The following is a 20,219-nucleotide window of genomic DNA, read 5'->3' as shown; positions in this document are numbered from 1 at the left end:
CAGTTTCCTGCATCGCTCCCAGTACGCGTTCCGTGCCACCCCGTATCCTGGACCCATGACGAGTGGAGACCCCGAGCTGCCGAAGCTGCCGTTGCTCGAGGTCGCCGCCGACGATGCCGCCGCACCGGAGGAGGTCAAACCGACCTGGCGCGGATGGCTGCACGCCGGGATCTTCCCCATCTCGATCGTCGCCGGGATCGTCCTCGTCGTGCTCGCACAGGGCGCGGCCGCGAAGTGGAGTTCGACGGTCTTCGTGCTCACCTCGATGCTGCTCTTCGGGAACTCGGCGCTGTACCACCGGTTCTCCTGGCGTCCCTCGGTCAAGCTCCTCCTCAAGCGGATCGACCACGCCAACATCTTCCTGTTGATCGCCGGCACCTACACGCCGCTCGCCGTGCTCGCGCTACCACCGGCGCAGGGCAACCTCCTGCTCGTGCTCGTCTGGGGCGGCGCGCTCCTCGGCATCGGTTTCCGCGTGTTCTGGATCAACGCCCCGCGGTGGCTCTACGTCCCGCTCTACCTGGCACTCGGGTGGGGTGCGGTCGCGTACCTCGGCGACATCGCCCGCGGCAACTTCGCCACGATGGTGCTCGTCGCCGCCGGTGGCCTGTTCTACACGGTCGGCGCGGTCATGTACGCGATGAAGCGACCGAACCCCTGGCCGGGGCGGTTCGGGTTCCACGAGCTCTTCCACCTGTGCACGGTGCTCGCGTTCCTCTGCCACTGGACCGGGATCCTGCTGATCGCGATCGACCCGGTCTACAACCGCTGACGACCGGCGGCCCGGCGCGCGGCGAGGCGTCGCGGTGGTGGTGTCAGCGGGCCGACTGGTCCGACGGCGGGCGAGGGTCGTCCTCGACGCCTGCGGGGGCCGCCTGACCGGTGTCGCTCCCCGCGCGGTCCGCGGCTGCCCGCTCGGCGACCTCGGCCTGGAGCCGCTCGTCGATCTCCGCGCGGTAGTTGACCCGGCGCACGCGACGCACCATGTCGATGACGAGGAACACGACGACGCCGGCGATGGCGAAGGTGATCACGAAGCCCCACGGTCCCGGCGTCACCTGGTTCTCGTCGAACGCCGGCGAGGGCGACGGCGACGGCGTGACCGCCAACAGGACCTCGGTGAACAGGTGGTGCATCATGCGGTTCCTTCGCTGGTGTCGATGCCGTCGAACAGCTCCGACTCTGGGGTGGTCGACGCGACGTGCGACGTGACCAGTTGGTAGTCCTCGAACGGCCATGCGGCACGGAGGACGTCGTTGGGCCAGAAGAAGAACGGTGAGTCTGGCGGCACCTGGCTGCCGTGCGCCCGGAGCGCGGCGTCGCGCGCCTCGAAGAAGTCGTCGACGCGCACGTGCGTCGTCGCGAGATCGGGCCGGCCGGCCATCCACTCGCGCATCTCGGCCAGTCGCTCGACCGCCGGGTCGTCGGGGTGGTGCTCCAACAGGTAGGCGTACACGGCCTCGAGCCGGGCGGGGCTGAACGAGCGGTCGTAGTACAGCTTGTCGACCCGCCAGGGCTCGCCCGCTTCGGGATAGCGCGTGGGATCGGCCGCCGCTTCGAACGCCGCGACGCTCACCTCGTGGCAGCGGATGTGGTCGGGGTGCGGGTAGCCCCCGTTCTCGTCGTAGGTGATGATGACCTGCGGCCGGAAGGAGCGGACGATGCGCACGAGCACACCGGTCGAGACCTCGAGGGGGATGTCGGCGAAGCTCGCGGGTGGGACCGTGCCGTCGTCGCGTGCCATCCCGCTGTCCTGATAGCCGAGCCACCGGTGCTCGATGTCGAGGATCTCCTGCGCCGCGGCCATCTCGAGGCGACGGTAGCCGGGGAGGTCGCGCTCGATCATCGCGACATCGGCGAGTCCGGGGTTCTGGAGGTCGCCGCGTTCACCACCGGTGCAGCTGACGACCATGACCTCGGCGCCGAGGCTCCGGTAGTGCGCGAGGGTCGCCGCACCCTTGCTCGACTCGTCGTCGGGGTGCGCGTGCACGGCGAGCAGTCTCATGGTCATGGTGCTCCGCCTTCCGGCTGGTCTGCGCGAGGGGACCGCTTCGCGACTCGTGACGTGACGACGCGGTCGGGACTCCGCATCCAGGAAGAGGCAATACGCTTGAGGTGTCGACCTCGAGGCGTCTCGCACTCCTGGTCCAGCTTAACCGTTCGAACCGGAGCCCGTGACGTGACCTCTCCCCTGCAGGATGCCGGCCCTCAGGACGCCATCGCGGCGCGATACGGACGCACCCCTGGCAACCGTGCCCGCGACCGCCGCCTGATCTGGCTGGCCGCCGCCGCGTTCGCCGTCGTCTTCATCGCGTGGGTCGTGTGGGCCGGTCTCGACGGCAGTCGGCCGAGCATCGAGTCGCGCAACACGGCGCACGAGATCGTCGACGACACGATGGTCAGCGTGTCCTTCGAGGTCACCGGTCCGCAGGACACCCCCATGGCCTGCTCGGTCCAGGCGCTCAACGAGCAGTTCGCGGTCGTCGGATGGAAGGTCGTCGAGCTGCCGCCGTCCGAGCAGCGCACCCGCACCTTCACGGAGAGCGTCCGCACCACGGAGCTCAGCAACACCGGCGTCGTCGACACCTGTTGGGTGGTAGAGCGCCGCTCCTGACCCGCGACGTCGTCGGCGCGTGCACCGCACTCGCGCGCCGATCGTGCGATACTCGAAGGCAGTACTTCATACGCCCCGGCATTCCGCCGGGGCGTCTGGCATATGACGGGCGTTTCGGCCGTCGTGTGCGGACCCACCATGCAAAGGAGTTCCATCGTGTCCGAGCAGATCCAGGAGACGTTCCTCACCCAGCAGGCCTTCGACCGGCTGCAGGCGGAACTCGAGCACCTCAGCACGACGGGCCGCGAGGAGATCGCCAAGCGCATCGAAGCGGCTCGCGAAGAGGGCGACCTCAAGGAGAACGGCGGCTACCATGCCGCGAAGGACGAGCAGGGCAAGCAGGAGGCCCGCATCCGGACGCTCACGCAGATGCTGCGCGACGCCAAGGTGAGCGAGGCACCGCAGTCCAGTGGTGTCGTGGAGTCCGGCACCGTCATCACGGCCGTCGTCGCGGGCGGCGAGGAGCGGTTCCTCCTCGGCAGCCGCGAGATCGCCGGCAACACCGACCTCGACGTCTACAGCGAGGGCAGCCCGCTCGGCGCCGCCATCCTCGGTCTCAAGATCGGCGAGAAGACCACCTACGAGGCGCCGAACGGCAAGGAGATCACCGTGTCGATCAGCGCGGTGGAGACCTACACCGGTTCCTGATCCGGTACGTCGCGCCTTCGCGACCGACCAGACGCGGCAGGGCCCCGCCGATACGGCGGGGCCCTGCCGCGTTCCGTCGGTCAGATCAGTCGTCGACGATCTGCGGGTCGTACCCCGCCTCGCGGAGTGTCTGCACGACGAGGTCGCGGTGGTCGGGCCCGCGCGTCTCGATGCTGAGCTCGAGTTCGACGTCGCTGATCTGCAAGCCGTGGCCGTGTCGGGTGTGCAGCACCTCGATGACGTTCGCGTTGGCCTGCGCGACGAGCTCCGCCGTCCGTGCGAGCTGCCCCGGTCGGTCGGGCAGCGGGATGCGCAGCGTCAGGTAGCGGTCCGACGCCGCGAGGCCGTGACTGACGACCCGCTGGAGCAGGAGCGGGTCGATGTTGCCGCCGGAGAGGATGGTGACCGTCGTGCCGGTCGGTTCGATCTTCCCGGCCAGGATCGCCGCGACACCGGCGGCTCCGGCAGGTTCGACGACGAGCTTGGCGCGCTCGAGGAGGACGACGATCGCCCGGGCGAGGTCGTCTTCGCTGACGGTGACGACCTCGTCGACGAGGGCTCTGATCATCTCGAAGTTGAGCTCACCGGGACGGGCCACGGCGATGCCGTCGGCGATGGTCGGCTGCACGGTGATGGTCGTCGGGGTTCCGGCTTCCAGCGACGCCGGGTACGCGGCCGCGTTCGCCGCCTGGACGCCGATCACGCGGATGGTGCGTCCTTCGAGGGCCGCGCGCTGCTTCATGACACCCGCGACACCCGAGATGAGCCCGCCGCCGCCGATCGGCACGATGACCGTCTCGACGTCGGGGACCTCCTCGAGGATCTCGAGCCCGAGCGTGCCTTGCCCGGTGATGACGTCCGGGTGGTCGAACGGCGGGATGAGGATGGCACCGGTCTCCGCGGCGAACTCGGCGGCGGCGATCAGCGGTTCCGCCACCGTGTGGCCGCGCAGGATGACGTGCGCACCGTAGTCGCGCGTGGCGGCGAGCTTCGGGAGCGGGACGCCGACCGGCATGAAGATGGTCGCGGTGATGCCGAGCTCACGGGCGGCGAAGGCGACGCCCTGCGCGTGGTTGCCCGCTGAGGCGGCGACGACGCCGCGCGCGCGCTCCTCAGGGGTCAGGCTGGACATGCGGTTGTACGCGCCGCGGATCTTGTAGGAGCCGGTGCGCTGGAGGTTCTCGCACTTGAGGTGCACAGGCACGCCGAGGACGTCGGCGAGGTAGCGGGAGCTCTCCATCGGCGTGCGCTGGACGGTGCCGACGAGGGTGTCCCTGGCTCGCTCGAACGCGGCGAGCGACGGGCCGGGGAACACGGGTGTGGTGGTCGTTGAATCGGTCATGGTGTGCGGGGTCCTGGACTTTCTGGGGACGAGGTCTCTCGGAGGTCTTCGCTGGGGTGCTGGGGCTCCTGATCGCCTGGGCGATCCTGCGGCTCGTGGGACGAGCGGGAGCCCGGACGGATTCGCCTGGGGCTCGGGACGGTCTGCCAGATGGCGCCGTCGGCACCCGGTTCCGGAGGAGCACTGCCGCCGGTCCGCCAGGTGCCGCTGGCGATGGTGTGGACCATCACGTTGATCACGGCCACCACGGGCACCGCGAACAGGGCGCCGGGGATGCCGGCGACGAGCGTGCCGCCCGCGACGGCGAGGACGACGGCGAGCGGGTGGACCTTGACGGCCGTACCCATGATGAGCGGCTGCAGGACGTGGCCCTCGAGCTGCTGGACGAGGAGCACGACGCCGAGCATGAGCAGCGCGATGACGGGACCGTTGTAGACGAGCGCGAGGAAGACGGCCACGGCGCCGGTCACCACGGCGCCGACGATCGGCACGAACGAGCCGAGGAAGACGAGCACGGCCACCGGGATCGCGAGCGGGACGCCGAGGAAGAACGCGCCGAGTCCGATACCGACCGCGTCGATCGAGGCCACGAGGATCTGCGTGCGGACGTAGTTGCCGAGCGTCCGCCAGCCTGCGCGACCGGCGCTGTCGACCGCGGGGCGTGCCCGCTGCGGGAAGACGCGCACCGTCCAACGCCAGATCGTCCGACCGTCGATGAGCATGAACAGCAGACAGAAGAGCGTCAGGAAGACGCCCGTCGCGACATGGCCGAGCGTCGAACCGATCGACAGGGCGCCCGAGAGCAGGACCTGGCTGTCCTGCTGGAGCGAGTCGAACGCCTGGGCGATGAAATCGTTGAGCTGTGTCTCGGTCACGTGCAACGGACTGGCGAGCAGGAAGGCCTTGAAGTCGCCGTAGGCGGTCATGGTGCGGGCCTGCACGGAGGCGAACTGCGAGGTGATCTGCGAGATCGCGAGGAAGATCAGCCCGCTCACCACGGAGAGCGTGCCGACCATCGCGAGCGCGATGGCGAGACCCTTCGGCCAGCGGTGACGCACCAGGATGTCGACCACGGGCTTCAGGAGCGCGGAGACGAGGACGGCGATGAGCAGCGGGATCACGATGAGGCGGAGCTGAACGACGAGGAAGACGAGCAGCGCGACGACCGCGGCCACCAGCAGGATCCGCCAGGACCACGCTGCGGCCACGCGCATGCCGCGCGGGACGCTGCTCGATCCGCTCAGGTCCGGTTCGCGCACGGGCGAGGCCGCTTCGGGAAGGAAGCGTCCCCACCAGGTCTTCGGAGTGTCGTCCGCCATTGCTCAAGTGTATGGCTGGCACATGCCGGTGAGCGCATGCGGACGCCGGTCGGGCGGCGGTGCTTCCGCCGGTGCACGGCGGGTGTCCGACGCCGGTGCTAGCGTCGGGCCGTGTCCGCTTCCCTCTCCCCCGCCCTCGCCCGACGGATCGCGCTCGGTGCGCAAGGGTTCGGCGCCCCGCAGCGCACGACCCCGGCGGGTACCCGCACCCTGCGCTCGACGATCGATCGCCTGGGTCTCCTGCAGATCGACTCCGTCAACGTGTTCGAGCGCAGTCACTACCTGCCGCTGTTCGCGAGGCTCGGCGGATACGACAAGACGCTGCTGGATCGGCTGACCCTCGGAGCCGACGCGCCCTACCTCGAGTACTGGGCGCATGAGGCGGCCTTCATCCCCCGCGACTCGTGGCCGTTGTTCCGGTGGCGGATGGACGCGCACCGCGCGAAGCATGTCGGCGACGAGACCACCTGGGCGAGCCAGAACACGGAGATGTTGGACTGGGTCCGAGCGCTCCTGCGCGTCGAGGGGCCGCTGAAGGCGAGCGAGATCGAACACGACGCGAACGTCCGACGCGGACCCTGGTGGGGATGGTCCGATGTGAAACGGGCGTTGGAGGTCCTGTTCCTCTACGGCGAGGTGGTCACGGCCGGTCGCGACCGGTTCGAGCGCCGGTACGCGCTGGCCGAGCACGTGCTGCCGCAGCACCTCCTCGACCTCGACATCGCCCGGCCCGACGCGATCCGTGCGCTCGTCGAGCAGGCAGCGGCAGCGCAGGGCGTCGCGACCCTCGCGGACCTCGCGGACTACTTCCGGATCAAGCCGCAGACCGCGGTCCGCCGAGCTGTCGACGAGCTCGTGGACGCCAATGTCCTCGAACCCGTGACCGTGGCCGGCTGGGACCGACGCGGTGGGCCGCAGGAAGCGTGGCTGCACCGTGACGCCCGACGGCCGCGGCGGATCGAGGGGGCCGCGCTGCTCAGCCCGTTCGACCCCGTCGTCTGGTTCCGCGAACGCGCCCTCCGCATGTTCGGACTCCACTACCGGATCGAGATCTACACGCCGGAGCCCAAGCGCGTCTACGGCTACTACGTGCTACCGGTGCTCGTCGACGGCGAGATCGTCGCGCGCGTCGATCTGAAGAGCGACCGCCAGTCCGGGGTCCTGCGGGTCCAGTCCGCCTGGTTCGAGCGTGGACACCAGGATGCCGTCGCCAGAGGGCTTCGTCCCGTCGCCGACGACGCGATCGCAGCACGCCTCGCGGAGCTCCTCGAACAGACGGCCCGCTGGCAGGGACTCGACGCGGTGGTCGTCGTCGACCGCGGGACGCTGGCGGCGCCCCTCGCGCATGCGGTCGGCACCCGGCTCGTCCCCGGCTCGCGCGCGCCGGAGATGGGTACTACTCCCCATGCTCAGGAGGCGCAATCACTCTCAGGGGATGCACACCGACTGCTAAGTTGATGAGCACCTTCATGGTCCGAAACGAGGGGAACCCGCCCATGAGCAACGACGACACCACACCACAGCAACCAGGCCGACCGAACCCGGGCGAGCAGCACAACCAGCCGTCCCAGGGCGACCAGCAGCGCTCGTACCAGCAGGGTCAGCAGCAGCCCCACCCGTACCAGTCCGGACAGCAGCAGACGCCGAACCCGTACCAGCAGGGCCAGCAGCAGACGCCGAACCCGTACCAGCAGGGTCAGCAGGGTCAGCAGAACCCGTACCAGTCCGGGCAGCAGCAGACGCCGAACCAGGCGCCCCCGGCTCCCTACGGTCAGCAGACCGGCGCCCAGAACCCGTACCAGCAGGGCCAGCAGCCCAACGGCCAGTACGCGACGGCACAGAACCCGTACGCGACCGGCGCTCCGAAGCAGCCGATGGACCCGAAGCAGAAGAAGCGGATCATCCTGTGGTCGTCGATCGCCGGTGGCGCACTCGTGCTCATCGCCGCCGCCGCCATCACCATCAGCGTGCTGAACACCACGGCGTTCGGCCCGCAGGCGAAGGTCGAGGAATACCTCAAGGCCATCGCCGCCGGCGACGCGAAGCTCGCGACGAGCCTCGTCGCGCCGGACCCCTCGATCGTCGGCAGCACCGACGACGAGTCCGCAGAGCCCGAGGCGACCCCGGACCCGTCCGCGTCGGCCGACCCGGATGCGGACGCCGAAGCCGAGGCCCCGGCCGCCGTCAAGCCGACCGCGCTGCTCACCAACGAGGTCCTGAAGGGCGCCGACGAGCGCATCAAGAACCCTGAGGTCGGCCGCGTCTACAACCGCAACGGCGAGGCACGCGTGCAGGTCACGTACGAGCTCGGTGGCAAGAAGTACGAGGACTCGGTCACGCTCGAGAGCGAAGGCAAGCAGTTCCTGTTCTTCGACCAGTGGAAGCTCGCCAGCTCCCTCGTCGGCAGCATCAACGTCTACACCGGTCTCGGTGGCACGGCGTTCAGCGTCAACGGCGTCAACTTCGACGGCGCGTCCGACGAGAGCTTGTTCGCCTACCCGGCCATCTACACGGTCGCTCCGCCGGAGAGCAAGTACCTGCAGGGCGACGCCCAGACCATCACGCTGAGCTCGTACAGCGCCGGCGAGGGTTCGGCCTTCATCGACATCGACGTGACCGCCACCGAGGCGCTCACGACCGAGGTCACGAAGCAGGTCGTCGCGATGATCGAGAAGTGCCTCGACGCCACCACGCTCGACACCACCTGTGGCGTCATGCCGGACTGGCAGCAGAAGCAGTTCACGAGTGTCGGCCCGGTGACCTGGACGCTCACCTCTCCCCCGACCGTCGAGGTCGATGAGAGCGGTTCGTACTTCTACACCTCGGACGGCCGGATCGACGGCTCGTTCGACGCCTCCTGGTACGGCAGCGCCGTGGCGGGTCAGCAGGTGTGGGACACGTACCTGAACTTCCCCGGCAAGATCACGATCGACGCCGACGACAAGGTCACGGTGACGTTCGACTCCGACGAGCAGACCGAGTAACGGTTTCGCCTGAACGCCGAATGGGGCGGCACCTCCGGGTGCCGCCCCATTCGTGTATCGGGGCCGGGAGGCCCTCGCCTAGAAGCCGCCGCCGATGGTGCTCAGGCGCTTGATCCGTTCGACGAGCGGCGGGTGGGTGCTGAACAAGCGGGCCACCGCGCCGGGCTTCAACGGGTCGGAGATCCAGAGGTGCGCCATGGACGAGTTCTGCTTCGCCATCGGTCGACCGTAGGCGGCGAGCTTCCCCAGCGCGCTCGCGAGCGCTTCCGGGTGACGGGTCGTGAGGGCGCCCGTCGCGTCGGCGAGGTACTCACGCTGCCGTGAGATGGACAGCTGGACGAGCGTCGCGAGCAGCGGTGCCACGAGCATCGCCACGATGCCGATGATCAGCATGACGGGGTTGCCGCCGTTGTTGTTGTTCCGGTTGCCGCCACCCCAGATCGTCATCCGGAGGAGCATGTCGGAGAGGAACCCGATCGCGACGACGAGCCCGAAGACGACCATGGACACGCGGATGTCGTAGTTGCGGACGTGACCGAGTTCGTGGGCCATGACCCCCTCCAGCTCGGCGTCGTTGAGGATCTCGAGGAGGCCGGTCGTCGCGGCCACCATCGCGTGCTGGGGGTCGCGACCCGTCGCGAAGGCGTTGGGCGCCGGGTCGACGATGAGGTACACCTCGGGCATCGGCGTCCCGGTGGTGATCGCGAGGTTCTCGACGATGCGGTACAGCCTCGGGTTGTCGGCCAGCTCGATGCGCTGCGCACCGGTCATCGCGATGGCCTGCCGCCCGGCGAAGAAGTACTGGATCACCGCGTACACGACGGCCACGACGAGCACCACGATCGTGATCGTCAGGTTCTGGTAGAGATACCCCGCGAGCCAACCGAGGCCGCCGATGATGACCAGGAAGACGACGAAGATCAGGACCGTGTTGAGCTTGTTCCTGGCGATGGCGCGGTACATGGGACTGCGCTACCGCACGTCAGAACTGGACGCGCGGCGGTTCGGCGATCGCCGCGTTGTCGGTGACCTCGAAGAAGTCGTGCTCCGAGAAGCCGAGGCCCTTGGCGAACAGGTTGTTCGGGAACACCTTGACCTTGGTGTTCAGCTCCCGGACACCGCCGTTGTAGAAGCGGCGCGAGGCCTGGATCTTGTCCTCGGTGTCGACGATCTCGGACTGGAGCTGGAGGAAGTTCTGGCTCGCCTGCAGCTGCGGGTAGGCCTCCGCGACGGCGAAGATGCTCTTCAGCGCCTGCTGCATGTGGGTCTCGGCCTCACTCACGGCCGCCGGCCCCTGCGCGGTGAGCGTCTCGGCACGAGCCTTCGTCACGTTCTCGAACACGGCCTTCTCGTGCGCCGCATACCCCTTGACCGCCTCGATGAGGTTCGGGATGAGGTCGGCGCGTCGCTTCAGCTGGACGGTGATGTCGCTCCATGCTTCCTCGACCCGCACGTTCAGCGTCACGAGCGAGTTGTACGTCACCCAGAAGTAGATGCCGACGATGACGACCAGGGCGACGACGATGAGGACTGGGATCAGCCATTCCATGAGGATGGGCTCCTTGTGAGTCGATGGAGAGCGGGTCTGCTCATTCTACCTGCGACGCACCGGTGCCCTTGGGGAGTTCGGAGGAAGCACGCAGCAGGCGTGCAGCGCGGACGCACCGGACACCCGGCGGGCCGTCACTCGCCGAGGACGCGGGCGAGGTACCGGTTGCCGAACAGGCGGCCGGGGTCGAGGCGGTCGCGGAGGCGGACGAACTCGTCGAAGCGAGGATAGACGCCGCGCAGGGACGACGCGTCACGGCCGTGCAGTTTGCCCCAGTGGGGCCGACCGCCCAACTCGATCATGATCGCCTCGACGGCGCGGAAGTACTCCCCCGGGTCCTCACGGAAGAAGCGGTGCACGGCGACGTATCCGGTCGCACGACCTGATGCCGTGGAGAGCCACAGCTCGTCGGCCGCCGCGACCCGGACCTCGATGGGGAAGGAGATCCGCCACCCCCGCTCCTCGATGAGTGCGCGGATCCGGGCGAACGCGGTCGGGAGGTGCTCGAGCGGAACCGCGTACTCCATCTCCACGAACCGCACCGTGCGGCTCGTGGTGAACACGCGCGTCGACCGATCGGTGAACTCACGGTCGCCGACGAGGCGGTCCGCGAGCCGGTTCACGCGCGGGACGGTGGCCGGCGCGACGACGCCCGTGTTGCAGAGGACCCGGTAGACCCCGTTGGCGAGGAGCGTGTCGTCGACCCACTTCGCGACCGGACGGAGTGGCCTGGTGGGCGCGTCACCCGGCAGCCGGTGGTTCGTCTTGGTCAGGGCGGTCGCGGTGTGCGGGAACCAGTAGAACTCGAAGTGGTCGACGGCGGCGGCCCGGTCGAGCAGCGCCGGCAGCAGCTCGTCGAGCGGCTCCGGCCGCTCCACCGCGTGCAGCACGAACGCCGGGACGCACTGCAGCGTGACCTCGACGAGGATCCCGAGCGCGCCGAGCCCGAGCGCCAGTGCCGGGAGGAGCCCTGGTTCCTGCTGGGCGTCCGACGTCAGCAGCTCGCCGTCCGCCGTCACCATCGTCACCCCGACGACCTGCGTCGCGATGCCGCCGAACGCCATCCCGGTCCCGTGGGTGCCGGTGGAGATCGCGCCGGCGACAGTCTGCCGGTCGATGTCGCCGAGGTTCGGCATGGCGAGACCGTACGGTTCGAGGAGGCGCGGGATGTCATGGAGGCGCGTACCGGCGCGGAGGGTCACGCGGTTGCGTTCCCGATCGACCCGGACCAGACCGCTCAGGGCGTCGAGCTCGAGCAGCACACCGGGCGCGACGGCGATCCCGGTGAAGCTGTGTCCGGCTCCGACCGCCTTGATCGGGAGGCCCGCCCCCGCTGCAGCACGCACGAGGCGCTGCACCGCGCCGACCGCGTCGGGCCGCTCGACCCGCACGGGCCATGCCCGCTCGGTCCGCGCCCAGTTCGTCCACGATGTCGTCTTCCCCATCAGACGAACCCCTGCCCTTCGCCGCGGTACGTCGGTAGGACGGCTTCCACCCCGTGGTCCCCGACCACGTGGAAGGCGTCCACCCGTTCGCTGAGCTCCCCGGACTTCGTGTGCCGCAACCAGACGCGGTCACCGAGCCGGAGCGACGCAGCCGCAGCCCCGGAGACCGGCGTCTGCACCTCGCCGGCCATCTCCCGCGGGAGCATCTCGAGGCCCTCCGGCCACGCGATGAGCGGGAGGCGGTCGAGCCCTGGCGGACCGGAGGCGACCCATCCGCCGCCGAGGATCGTCGCGAGCTCCGGCGACGGCTTCCGGACGACCGACAGACCGAATGCCGCGGCCGGTGCCGGGGTGAACGCCCGGTAGTGGTCGAAGAGGTGTCCGCCGAAGACGCCACTCCCGGCGGCGATCTCGGTCACCGAGTCGTCGGACGCGGTGAGCTCCAGGGATCCCGTCCCGCCGCCGTTGACGAACTCCAGCTCCGCGACCGCTCGCACCTCCGCGACCACGGCGGCACGACGTTCCCGGAGTTCGGCCCACGAGCGCCGCTGGATCGCGCGGAGCGCAGCCGACCACGCCGGTCGACCCGCGAGGTCGTCCCCCTGCCCGGCGATCTGCGCCTCGTAGGCCATGATCCCGACCAGGCTGAAACCGGGTCGGGCGACGACCGCCTCCGCGAGAGCCCGGACCTCGTCCGGCGTGCGCAGGGGCGAGCGGCGGACACCGACGTGGCCGAGGGCGGGCGCGCGGAACGAGGCGTCGAGCTCGATGCACACGCGGATGCGTGCACGTCGCTCCGGAGGTGTCACCGCGTCGACGAGGTCGAGGTGGTCGAGGGAGTCGATCATCAGGGTGATCCGCGAGGCCGCCCGTTCGTCGGCTGCCAGCCGCGCGATGGCACCCCGCTCCGCCGTCGGGTAGCCGACCACGATGTCGTCCACCGTCTCGGACAACCAGAGCGCCTCGGACAGGGAGTAGGCCAGCACGCCGGCGTATCCGGGTTGTCTGAGGAGCGCGTCGATCACCGCTCGGACACGGATGGATTTGCTGGCGACGCGGATCGGTTTCCCCGCGGCCCGTCGGAGCATGTCGTGCGTGTTGTGGCGGAGGGCTCCGAGCTGCAGGACGGCGACGGGCGAGTCGACGTCCGACACGGCCCGCTCGATACCGCCCCAGTACCGTCTCGGGTCGAGCCAGGGCATCGGGTCGGACACCCGGCCGCCTGCGGTCAGTTCGATGCTCATCAGCGCACTCCTCGTACTCGGGTGACGGCGACCGCCCCTGCGACGGCGCAGGCCGCGGAGACGAGGTAGAGGCCGGCGAATCCGCCGAGCCAGGCGACGAGGAAGGCGCCGATGAGCGGAGCGACCGCCTGCGGCACCGCCTGGGCGATGTTCATGATGCCGAGGTCCTTGCCGTGCGACGCCGGGTCCGGCAGGACCTGCGTCGCGAGCGCCTGGTCGACCGACATGAAACAGCCGTAGCCGAGCCCGATGAGCGCCGCCGACACGAACCCCATCGGCAGCGAGGGCCAGATCGCGAGCAGGAGTGCGGCGAGCGCCTGTGAGGCGGAGGCCGCGACGACGAAGACTCGTCGTCGGCCGATGCGGTCGGACAGTCGGCCGAGCAGGATCGAGGACCCGACCACGAACACCGTGTAGACGACCGTGACCAGCAGGAGGTCGGTCTCGGCGTCGGCGTCCCCGAGCCCGAAGAGCAGGAAGTAGAACAGCAGCGAGGTGCTGAAGGCGTTGCCGAGGTTCACGAGGACGCGGCTGAGCATGGTCCAGGCGAAGTCGGGGTGCCGTCGCGGTGAGATCCAGAGGCTCTCCAGGAGCGCGTGCACGGTGAGTGGCACGGGTCGATCACCCGTCGGGAGTGGATCGGGCAGCCGGAGGAAGGGCACGACGAGCACGATGAGGAGGACGGCGAGCGCCAGGTACCCCAGGACCATCTGGGCGCCGAGCAGGAGCAGGAAGGCGATGCCGAGGATGACCCCGACAGCCTGCGGAGCGGAGATCCACCCCGAGACGAAGCCGCGCTGCCCCACCGGCACCTGATCGGAGATGGTCGCGGTGAGCGCCGCTCCCAGGATGCAGAAGCCGATGATGGCGAGGCACCAGCAGACGCCGATGCCGACGATGCCGCTCTGGAGTCCGAGGAGGACGAGCCCCAGGGCGAAGACGAGCGCACCAGCTGCGATCCACGGGCGGCGTCTCCCGAACCGCGACCGTGTGCGGTCGGACAGGGCGCCCGTCAGCGGATACACGACGATGGAGCAGAGTCCGGCCGCCCCGGCGACGACGCCGAAGGCGACGACGCTGTCCACCCAGTGCTCGGGAGCGAGCGTCGCGTCGATCTGCGCGGGCAGGAGGAGCTGCAGCGGGGCGAGCTGGGCCATCCAGACGCCCAGCCAGGCGACCGCGAAGGCGGCGACCCAGCGCCCGGTGACCCGTCGGTCGGCCGGGTGGTCGACGGCTGCGGTGCCGAGGCCGCTCATCTCGGCCCCGGTTCGGCGAGGGTCGCGACGAGGTGCGCCACCGTCCCGACGAGTCGCCGGGCTTCGGCATCGTCGCGTCGCACCAGCCAGCCGAGTGTCAGCCCGTCGGTGAAGGCGATGACGGTCCGCGCGATCTCGTCGACCGGCTGCGTCCAGGTGCTGCCGCTGACCGTGGCGGCGAGCGCGAGCGCCTCACGCGCGAGCTCCTCGTACCGTCGGTACTGCTCGAGCGCGAGGTGCTCGAGGCCCGGCGTCCGCATCGCGTAGGCGCTGAGCTCCTGCATCGCCGCCTCCCGAGCCGGATCGGCGCGGAGGAGGTCGACGTAGCGTTCGAGGCCGGCACGGACGACGGCCTCGAGAGTGGGCGGATGCTCCTGACGGGCCTCCTCGTCCGTCAGCAGCTCGCCGACGTCGAGGACGACGCGTTCATGCTCGACGACGTGTGCGACCAGTTCGGCGAGGAGCTCGTCGCGGGAGGCGAAGGCGTAGTGGAAGCTGGCCAGCGACATCCCGGCCTCGGCCACGATGGCCCTGGTCGTGGCGGCGGCGACGCCCTCGGCTGCGACGACGCGGAGGGCGGCGCTGATCAGCTCGGCTCGTCGGTCGACAACGGAGATCCTCGGCATCGCAACCCTTCCCGGGGCGCCCACGGGTCGTGCCGCTCCATCGCGGTCGACTCGACTGGGACGGATGACCCAGTCGCGCAAGTATGGCGGACCGCCGGCCCGAGCGCACCTGTCGCGACGGTTTTCCCGTGCGGATCGGCCGAGAATGTGACCCGATCTGGCGCGGGAGGTTGACTTCCCGCGGTGATCTTGGGGGAATGGAGACGGTGACCGGGGAACACGCGCGCGCAGGAACAGGAGTCCGATCGAATCGCTCGATCGGACGCGTCGCGATCCTCCTCGCCGTCTTCCTCTCGGCCGGACTCTGGACGACGACCGTCGCGGGCCCTGCATCGGCGACGCCCGAACCGCTCCCCACCCCGAGCGAGAGCGCTGCGACGCCGACACCACCGCCGCTCGACGGGCCGACCATCACGAGCCCCGATTCCGGTTCTTTCATCGGCAGCGGCAGCACCACCGTCACCGGGACGAAGGACGCCGGCACGGGGGTCCAGCTGCAGGTCGGCGACGGTCTCGAGCCGGTCTGCATCCTGCCGCAGGACGACAGCACCGAGTGGTCCTGCTCGATCGACCTGCCCGACGGCGGCGGACTGCTCATCACCGCCATCGAGGTCGGCGGCCCGGAGACGCTCTCCGCGCAGATCTCCGTGTCCGCGCTCGGCCCGCCCACCATCACGGAGGGGACGCCGAGCAACGGCGGCGTCCGCGGCACCGCCCACCCCGGAGCGACGGTGACGGTCCGCGCCGACTCCGGTGCCACCTGCAGTTTCGCGGCGGACAGCTCCGGAAGCTGGTTCTGTGTGCTGGGCGAGCCGCTGCCGGCCGGCGACGTCTCCGTGACGGCGACGCAGCAGGCTTCGTTCAGCGGCAATCAGCGCTCCGACGCGTCCGCCCCGGTCATGCTCACCATCGACCGCGACGCTCCGGCCCCGCCTGTCATGTCCTCACCGACGGCCGGACAGGCGATGCCGACCTCGGCGGCAAGCTACGCCGGCACCGGCGAGGAGGGCGCGACCGTCACCGTCTTCGCCGACTCGACGTCGGTCTGCACGGCGGTCGTCACCGGTGGCGTGTGGAGTTGCTCGGGCGGGGGCGTACCGGCGGGCGCGCACGTCGTCCTCGCGATCCAACAGGATGCCGCGGGCAACACGAGCGGGGCGAGTACGGCGATCACCCTGACGTTCGGCGACGCATCGGCCGCGCCCGCCACGCCGGCACCGTCCGCCTCCCCATCGCCGTCCGACGGCACCGCGCCCGCGCCCGCGCCGGGGACACCCGCTCCGGGGACGCAGCAGCCGACCCCGTCGCCGAGCGGCGAACCGGCACCAGGCGCCGCTCCACCCACCGGTGGTGGCGGACTCTGGTCAGGGACGACGCCGTTCACGCAAACCCTCGCCTCCACGATCGACGGACGCGGCCAGCCGGTCTGGTGGCTCGCCGCACTCCTCGCCCTCGCGGCGGTTGCGCTCATCGCGATCCCGGCCCGACTCCTCGCGACCTCCATCGCCCCCTGGCGCGCCACGATCGCCGACCGTCGTCGTGCAGCGGTGACCGGGCGCAACCGACCGAGGGACGAGTTCGAGCGGGTCCCGTCGGTCCCACTCCCGAGTCGCACGGCGATGGCCGTCGTCACCGCCGTGCTCGCGGCAGGCATCCTCATGTTCGCGCACCCGGTGACCGGTCAGCCGGCGTACCTCCGGCTGTGGTTCGCCTCACTCATCGCCGTGGTCGCGATCAACGTCGTGGGCCTCCTCGCGCAACTCGTCGTCGCCCGCCGAGCCAGGCTGGGCTCGATGCGCGTCAGCGTCCGTGTCGGCGGACTGGTGGCGGTCGGTGTCGTCACCGCGCTCTCACGCCTCCTGGCCCTGCAGCCGGCACTGCTCTTCGCACTACTGACCGAACTCCGACCGACACGGAGACCCAAAACGCATGAAGCCGGCTCGACAACCTCGACGGAGACCGATTCCGATGCCATCACGCCACGCATCGCGGGCCGCCTCGCGCTGGCCCGGGTCGCTGCGGCCGCCGGGCTCGGTTCGATCGCCTGGCTCGTGTCGGCGCTGGCCGGTGAGCCGAGCGGCGGCGTGGGCGCGATGCTCGTCGAGGCCGTGAACCTGACCGCGATCGCGGGGATCGGATCCGCGTCGATCGCGCTCCTCCCCCTCGGGCCGCTCGGTGGACGCGCCATCCTCGCCTGGTCGAGGCCGGTGTGGCTCGGCAGCGCGTTCGTGGGATTCACACTGCTGTTCGGACTCCTGGGCCCGACGGCGACGGTTCCGGGTGCGGGTGACACGCTCGTCGGGCTCCTGCTGGGGTCGCTCGCCTTCGCGGCGGTCGGAGCTGGGACGTGGGCCTGGAACCGTCACCTCCGGCCGCTCATCGACGCGCGCTAGGCCAGACTCCTCCGGCGACGGCGGTCGCGAACGGCCCTGGCCTACAATCGCGGTGAAGGCCACACACCGGGTCGAGAACCCGGTGCCGAGGTGCGAGAGGGTTCGGGATGTTCGGTTCGAAGAGGAAGCTCGACGATCTCATGGCGCAGCTCAGGCCTGACCTGAGTCGGGAAGCACTGGGCGTCGGGCCCGCATTCCCCGGCGTCGCCCCGAATCCGGTCCTCAGCGGAGATGCTCGCAAGCGGAACGCCGAACTGCGGACGGGGACGCTGGCGCTCGGTGTCCTCGTCGATTGGCGGGAGGTCAACAACAATCCACGCCTGGTCCTGATGCTCGACGTGGAGACCGCCGACGGCCGCTCGTTCCGCGGGATCGCCGACGAGAACTTCACGATCACGGAGCTCACCCGACTCGCCCCCGGACAGACGTTGCCCGTGCGCTACCGCCCGGACGTCATGGACCACTACGTCGCCCTCGCGCGCGACGCGGACCCCGCCCTGGTGCAGCAGCTCGCGGACGAGATCGCGAGACGCAAGCGGCGCTGATCCGATCGCCCGCACCGCACGGCACGGCACGGCTCGCGACCATCGCGATCCGCTCGTCGGGGAGGACTCAGCCGGCGTCGGCGGGACGCTCGACCGGCAGGCCGCTGGCGGCCCACTCGGAGATGCCCCCGGTGACGTTCACGGCGTCATAGCCCTGCTGTTCGAGGTATCCCGTGACGCGGGCACTGCGACCGCCGGAGTGACACATCACGTACACGGTCTCTTCGCGGGGCACCTCGTCGAGGTGGTCGAGGAAGGACGACATCGGCAGGTGCCGGGCACCGGGCACGCTGGCGACGGCGACCTCGTCGGCTTCGCGGACGTCGATGATGACGGCCTGCTCGAGCTTGCTCAGTTCGGTTGGGGTGATCTCCTGCATCGTTTCAGCCTACCGTCGAGGACGTACGGCCGGGCCGGAAGATGCGGCGGGCAAGCGTGAGGGCGAGGTAACCCGAATACCTCGCCCTCACTTGAGGCGTCTAGCAACCGGTCGACCAAGAAGCTTGCGGCTTCCGGGACCGGCTCACGGGTGACGCCCCCACCTCGAAGGTAGCGGACGGGAGGCACCTCGCGTGACGCAACACCGCCGTGTCGCGTTCGCGTCGTGCGTTTTGTGCACCCCGTTCAGGGGTCAACGCCCGAGGCATCGTTGTCTCAGTGCGCGCTGTCGGGATCGCGAGGGATGTGGAGCTCACCCGGGTTGACGTCGACGTCGCCGGTGTCGTCCGGACCACCGGTCCCGGGGGCGACGTTGATCATGCCGGAGGCGATGTCGGGATCACGGACGACGGGCTGCCCGTCGCCCTGCTTGGCCGCCGTCTCCGCCTCGCTGGAGGGGCTGTACGTGCGGTCTTTGCTCGTCTGCTCGTCGTCGTTCAGGGCGTGGTCGTGGTCGCTCGGAGTACTCATGCTGAGCACGCTAGTCGCGCCCCCAAGCCCGGCAGGGACCCTTGCAGGATCGGGGCGAACGTGCAGAGGGGTACGACCGCCGTGCGGGCGACCGCTCAGTGCAGCCGGCGGAGCGATGCCGAAGCGATGACGGGTCGTGCGGCCTCGACGTATGACGCCAGGGTCTCGCGCAGTGCCGCCGCGTTGTCGTCGGTCAGGTCGATCTCGTAGTTCTCGCCGTCGATGCCGAACCGGACCGTCTCCCCCAGCCCGCGAGGGATGTCGGAACCGTCGAGGTCGTCGACGAGCGTCGTGATCGTGCGGGTAGCCATGCGTCCATCCTTCCACGGGAGTGGCGGCAGTAGTCCACGTCGTCTGCGGGGACGACTACCCGCACTGGAGTGGGATCGAGGATCGTGGTGAACTCGAACAGGACGGGCTCGTCGGGGTGCATGATCACGCGCCGTTGAGCGATGCCTGCGCCCGGCGAGAGGAGGGTGAACTCAGATGATCTGGCGGTTCGGAACCGGATGAGGATCGTGTAGTCCAGAGCGCCCACAGGGCAGAAGTACGCCAACTCATATGCGGACATCGGCGTCGTCCGGTGGGACTAGCCGGGCTGCTCACTCAGCGGAGCGGGACGCCCCGGAGGCGGCGTTCTCCAGGGTGGTCGCCAGCAGTTCCAGAGCGGCCTCGACGGTCTTCATCACAACCGTTCTCGGATCGCCCGGGAACCAGCACTGCTGCACGGTTTCGTCGTGCTCAGTACGGACGGCGATGAACACGGTTCCGGCGCGCTGCCCTTCCTGCGGTCCCGGGCCCCCCGCGCCCGTGACCGCGACAGTCGCCGTGCTTGCGAGCACGCGCGCGCACCCTGACGCCATCCGCTGCGCGGCAGTCGCGGTGATGACCGGGCCTGGCGGAACACCGAGTACGTCGAACTTCACCTCGGGTCGGTAGGCCACGATTCCACCCGAGAACCACTCGCCTGCATCTGACGCGGCGCCGAGCGTCGACGCGATCGCCCCACTGGTCAGAGACTCGGCCACACCGACACGAATACCCCCTTGCAGCGCGGTGGCCGCTATGCGTTCCGCGAGTGTCTCACTCGAATTCTCCGTGCCGGCACTGTCCACGGTCTCCACGGGAATAGCGGAGCCGTCCATCGCGTCTCTGGCGAGTTCGTGAGGTGTCGGCACCGCAATCAGCTCGTCACCCTGTGCTGCGTTCTCCTTCGGATCCATGCCTCGCACGCTAACTTCAGGCCACACGCACCGCCAAGGCCTTGACCGCTCACGACCCACCGGGCAGCACCTGCTCGGACACGAGACCGGATTCGGACTGTTCGGTCGACCTCGAGCCTCCC

21 protein-coding genes are annotated in these 20,219 nt (G+C 69.8%); 7 read left to right on the top strand and 14 right to left on the bottom strand.

What is annotated here, in order from left to right; translation table 11 throughout:
- The first annotated feature begins 55 nt into the window (after positions 1 to 55).
- On the top strand, positions 56 to 772 hold the full coding sequence (gene trhA, locus ACLIME_RS02360; RefSeq protein WP_079705497.1) for a PAQR family membrane homeostasis protein TrhA: 717 nt from the start codon (positions 56 to 58) through the stop codon (positions 770 to 772).
- Between the two features lie 43 nt (positions 773 to 815).
- Here the strand turns inward: trhA and ACLIME_RS02355 are convergent, their stop codons facing one another.
- Complete coding sequence (locus ACLIME_RS02355; RefSeq protein ID WP_411558122.1) at positions 816 to 1,136, bottom strand: hypothetical protein; 321 nt, start codon at positions 1,134 to 1,136, stop codon at positions 816 to 818.
- The gene (mca, locus tag ACLIME_RS02350; protein WP_411558121.1) at positions 1,136 to 2,011 is read right to left on the bottom strand and encodes a mycothiol conjugate amidase Mca; all 876 of its coding nucleotides are present in this window, start codon (positions 2,009 to 2,011) and stop codon (positions 1,136 to 1,138) included. Before mca ends, ACLIME_RS02355 begins: the two co-directional genes overlap by 1 nt.
- Before the next feature lie 168 nt (positions 2,012 to 2,179).
- Between mca and ACLIME_RS02345 the strand changes: the two genes are divergently transcribed.
- Positions 2,180 to 2,614 carry a DUF4307 domain-containing protein gene (locus tag ACLIME_RS02345; protein ID WP_159878183.1) on the top strand — a complete coding sequence of 145 codons (435 nt, stop codon included), beginning with the start codon at positions 2,180 to 2,182 and terminating at the stop codon, positions 2,612 to 2,614.
- Positions 2,615 to 2,770: 156 nt separating this feature from the next.
- Complete coding sequence (gene greA, locus ACLIME_RS02340) at positions 2,771 to 3,262, top strand: transcription elongation factor GreA (RefSeq protein WP_229938696.1); 492 nt, start codon at positions 2,771 to 2,773, stop codon at positions 3,260 to 3,262.
- A gap of 85 nt (positions 3,263 to 3,347) precedes the next feature.
- Here the strand turns inward: greA and ilvA are convergent, their stop codons facing one another.
- Positions 3,348 to 4,604: a threonine ammonia-lyase gene (gene ilvA / locus ACLIME_RS02335; protein ID WP_411558120.1), complete on the bottom strand. Its 1,257-nt coding sequence runs from the start codon at positions 4,602 to 4,604 to the stop codon at positions 3,348 to 3,350.
- Positions 4,601 to 5,923 carry an AI-2E family transporter gene (locus tag ACLIME_RS02330; protein WP_411558119.1) on the bottom strand — a complete coding sequence of 441 codons (1,323 nt, stop codon included), beginning with the start codon at positions 5,921 to 5,923 and terminating at the stop codon, positions 4,601 to 4,603. The genes ilvA and ACLIME_RS02330 overlap by 4 nt, the downstream gene beginning before the upstream one ends.
- Positions 5,924 to 6,034: 111 nt before the next feature.
- On the opposite strand from ACLIME_RS02330, the gene ACLIME_RS02325 reads away from it, so the two are divergent.
- Both ACLIME_RS02325 and ACLIME_RS02320 read left to right on the top strand, forming a co-directional pair.
- Positions 6,035 to 7,381: a winged helix-turn-helix domain-containing protein gene (locus tag ACLIME_RS02325; RefSeq protein ID WP_411558118.1), complete on the top strand. Its 1,347-nt coding sequence runs from the start codon at positions 6,035 to 6,037 to the stop codon at positions 7,379 to 7,381.
- 38 nt (positions 7,382 to 7,419) lie between these two features.
- Positions 7,420 to 8,907, top strand: a complete 1,488-nt coding sequence (locus tag ACLIME_RS02320; protein WP_411558117.1) for a hypothetical protein — start codon at positions 7,420 to 7,422, stop codon at positions 8,905 to 8,907.
- 78 nt (positions 8,908 to 8,985) lie between these two features.
- Here the strand turns inward: ACLIME_RS02320 and ACLIME_RS02315 are convergent, their stop codons facing one another.
- From ACLIME_RS02315 to ACLIME_RS02290, 6 genes are all read right to left on the bottom strand, one after another.
- On the bottom strand, positions 8,986 to 9,870 hold the full coding sequence (locus tag ACLIME_RS02315) for a M48 family metalloprotease (RefSeq protein WP_124768976.1): 885 nt from the start codon (positions 9,868 to 9,870) through the stop codon (positions 8,986 to 8,988).
- A gap of 19 nt (positions 9,871 to 9,889) precedes the next feature.
- A complete protein-coding gene (locus tag ACLIME_RS02310) occupies positions 9,890 to 10,456 on the bottom strand; it encodes a LemA family protein (protein ID WP_064296457.1) in 567 nt (188 codons plus the stop codon).
- Between the two features lie 134 nt (positions 10,457 to 10,590).
- Positions 10,591 to 11,901, bottom strand: coding sequence for a D-arabinono-1,4-lactone oxidase (locus ACLIME_RS02305; protein ID WP_411558116.1), 1,311 nt, complete (start codon positions 11,899 to 11,901; stop codon positions 10,591 to 10,593).
- On the bottom strand, positions 11,901 to 13,145 hold the full coding sequence (locus ACLIME_RS02300) for an alanine racemase (RefSeq protein ID WP_411558115.1): 1,245 nt from the start codon (positions 13,143 to 13,145) through the stop codon (positions 11,901 to 11,903). The genes ACLIME_RS02305 and ACLIME_RS02300 overlap by 1 nt, the downstream gene beginning before the upstream one ends.
- Positions 13,145 to 14,401: an MFS transporter gene (locus ACLIME_RS02295; protein WP_411558114.1), complete on the bottom strand. Its 1,257-nt coding sequence runs from the start codon at positions 14,399 to 14,401 to the stop codon at positions 13,145 to 13,147. Before ACLIME_RS02295 ends, ACLIME_RS02300 begins: the two co-directional genes overlap by 1 nt.
- Positions 14,398 to 15,027 carry a TetR/AcrR family transcriptional regulator gene (locus ACLIME_RS02290; RefSeq protein ID WP_411558113.1) on the bottom strand — a complete coding sequence of 210 codons (630 nt, stop codon included), beginning with the start codon at positions 15,025 to 15,027 and terminating at the stop codon, positions 14,398 to 14,400. Before ACLIME_RS02290 ends, ACLIME_RS02295 begins: the two co-directional genes overlap by 4 nt.
- A 206-nt stretch (positions 15,028 to 15,233) precedes the next feature.
- On the opposite strand from ACLIME_RS02290, the gene ACLIME_RS02285 reads away from it, so the two are divergent.
- Together ACLIME_RS02285 and ACLIME_RS02280 are read left to right on the top strand one after the other, a co-directional pair.
- Positions 15,234 to 17,420: a hypothetical protein gene (locus ACLIME_RS02285; protein ID WP_411558112.1), complete on the top strand. Its 2,187-nt coding sequence runs from the start codon at positions 15,234 to 15,236 to the stop codon at positions 17,418 to 17,420.
- Positions 17,421 to 17,527: 107 nt separating this feature from the next.
- Positions 17,528 to 17,965: a hypothetical protein gene (locus tag ACLIME_RS02280; protein ID WP_159878169.1), complete on the top strand. Its 438-nt coding sequence runs from the start codon at positions 17,528 to 17,530 to the stop codon at positions 17,963 to 17,965.
- A 67-nt stretch (positions 17,966 to 18,032) separates the two neighbouring features.
- Here ACLIME_RS02280 and ACLIME_RS02275 read toward each other — a convergent pair whose 3' ends face one another.
- The 4 genes from ACLIME_RS02275 to ACLIME_RS02260 all read right to left on the bottom strand — a co-directional run bounded on the left by ACLIME_RS02275 (position 18,033) and on the right by ACLIME_RS02260 (position 20,097).
- On the bottom strand, positions 18,033 to 18,344 hold the full coding sequence (locus ACLIME_RS02275; RefSeq protein ID WP_064296463.1) for a rhodanese-like domain-containing protein: 312 nt from the start codon (positions 18,342 to 18,344) through the stop codon (positions 18,033 to 18,035).
- Between the two features lie 275 nt (positions 18,345 to 18,619).
- Positions 18,620 to 18,874, bottom strand: a complete 255-nt coding sequence (locus ACLIME_RS02270; RefSeq protein ID WP_411558111.1) for a hypothetical protein — start codon at positions 18,872 to 18,874, stop codon at positions 18,620 to 18,622.
- Positions 18,875 to 18,969: 95 nt separating this feature from the next.
- Positions 18,970 to 19,185, bottom strand: coding sequence for a histone-like nucleoid-structuring protein Lsr2 (locus ACLIME_RS02265; protein ID WP_064296464.1), 216 nt, complete (start codon positions 19,183 to 19,185; stop codon positions 18,970 to 18,972).
- A 291-nt stretch (positions 19,186 to 19,476) separates the two neighbouring features.
- On the bottom strand, positions 19,477 to 20,097 hold the full coding sequence (locus ACLIME_RS02260) for a CinA family protein (RefSeq protein ID WP_411558110.1): 621 nt from the start codon (positions 20,095 to 20,097) through the stop codon (positions 19,477 to 19,479).
- Between the last annotated feature and the right edge of the window lie 122 nt (positions 20,098 to 20,219).

Origin of the sequence: Plantibacter sp. MPB07, from assembly GCF_046619465.1 — a bacterium.
GTDB classification, from domain to species: domain Bacteria; phylum Actinomycetota; class Actinomycetes; order Actinomycetales; family Microbacteriaceae; genus Plantibacter; species Plantibacter auratus.
Note: the sequence above shows the minus strand (reverse complement) of the source record. Positions and strands in the feature narration are given on the sequence as shown.

Coding starts and splice junctions, on each gene's coding strand:
- ACLIME_RS02310 (WP_064296457.1), bottom strand. CDS start 10,456: ATGGAATGGCTGATCCCAGTCCTCATCGTCGTCGCCCTGGTCGTCATC.
- ACLIME_RS02265 (WP_064296464.1), bottom strand. CDS start 19,185: ATGGCTACCCGCACGATCACGACGCTCGTCGACGACCTCGACGGTTCC.
- ACLIME_RS02315 (WP_124768976.1), bottom strand. CDS start 9,870: ATGTACCGCGCCATCGCCAGGAACAAGCTCAACACGGTCCTGATCTTC.
- ACLIME_RS02320 (WP_411558117.1), top strand. CDS start 7,420: ATGAGCAACGACGACACCACACCACAGCAACCAGGCCGACCGAACCCG.
- ACLIME_RS02355 (WP_411558122.1), bottom strand. CDS start 1,136: ATGCACCACCTGTTCACCGAGGTCCTGTTGGCGGTCACGCCGTCGCCG.
- ACLIME_RS02295 (WP_411558114.1), bottom strand. CDS start 14,401: ATGAGCGGCCTCGGCACCGCAGCCGTCGACCACCCGGCCGACCGACGG.
- ACLIME_RS02260 (WP_411558110.1), bottom strand. CDS start 20,097: ATGGATCCGAAGGAGAACGCAGCACAGGGTGACGAGCTGATTGCGGTG.
- ACLIME_RS02270 (WP_411558111.1), bottom strand. CDS start 18,874: ATGAGTACTCCGAGCGACCACGACCACGCCCTGAACGACGACGAGCAG.
- mca (WP_411558121.1), bottom strand. CDS start 2,011: ATGACCATGAGACTGCTCGCCGTGCACGCGCACCCCGACGACGAGTCG.
- ACLIME_RS02290 (WP_411558113.1), bottom strand. CDS start 15,027: ATGCCGAGGATCTCCGTTGTCGACCGACGAGCCGAGCTGATCAGCGCC.
- ACLIME_RS02330 (WP_411558119.1), bottom strand. CDS start 5,923: ATGGCGGACGACACTCCGAAGACCTGGTGGGGACGCTTCCTTCCCGAA.
- ilvA (WP_411558120.1), bottom strand. CDS start 4,604: ATGACCGATTCAACGACCACCACACCCGTGTTCCCCGGCCCGTCGCTC.
- ACLIME_RS02275 (WP_064296463.1), bottom strand. CDS start 18,344: ATGCAGGAGATCACCCCAACCGAACTGAGCAAGCTCGAGCAGGCCGTC.
- trhA (WP_079705497.1), top strand. CDS start 56: ATGACGAGTGGAGACCCCGAGCTGCCGAAGCTGCCGTTGCTCGAGGTC.
- ACLIME_RS02280 (WP_159878169.1), top strand. CDS start 17,528: ATGTTCGGTTCGAAGAGGAAGCTCGACGATCTCATGGCGCAGCTCAGG.
- ACLIME_RS02300 (WP_411558115.1), bottom strand. CDS start 13,145: ATGAGCATCGAACTGACCGCAGGCGGCCGGGTGTCCGACCCGATGCCC.
- ACLIME_RS02305 (WP_411558116.1), bottom strand. CDS start 11,901: ATGGGGAAGACGACATCGTGGACGAACTGGGCGCGGACCGAGCGGGCA.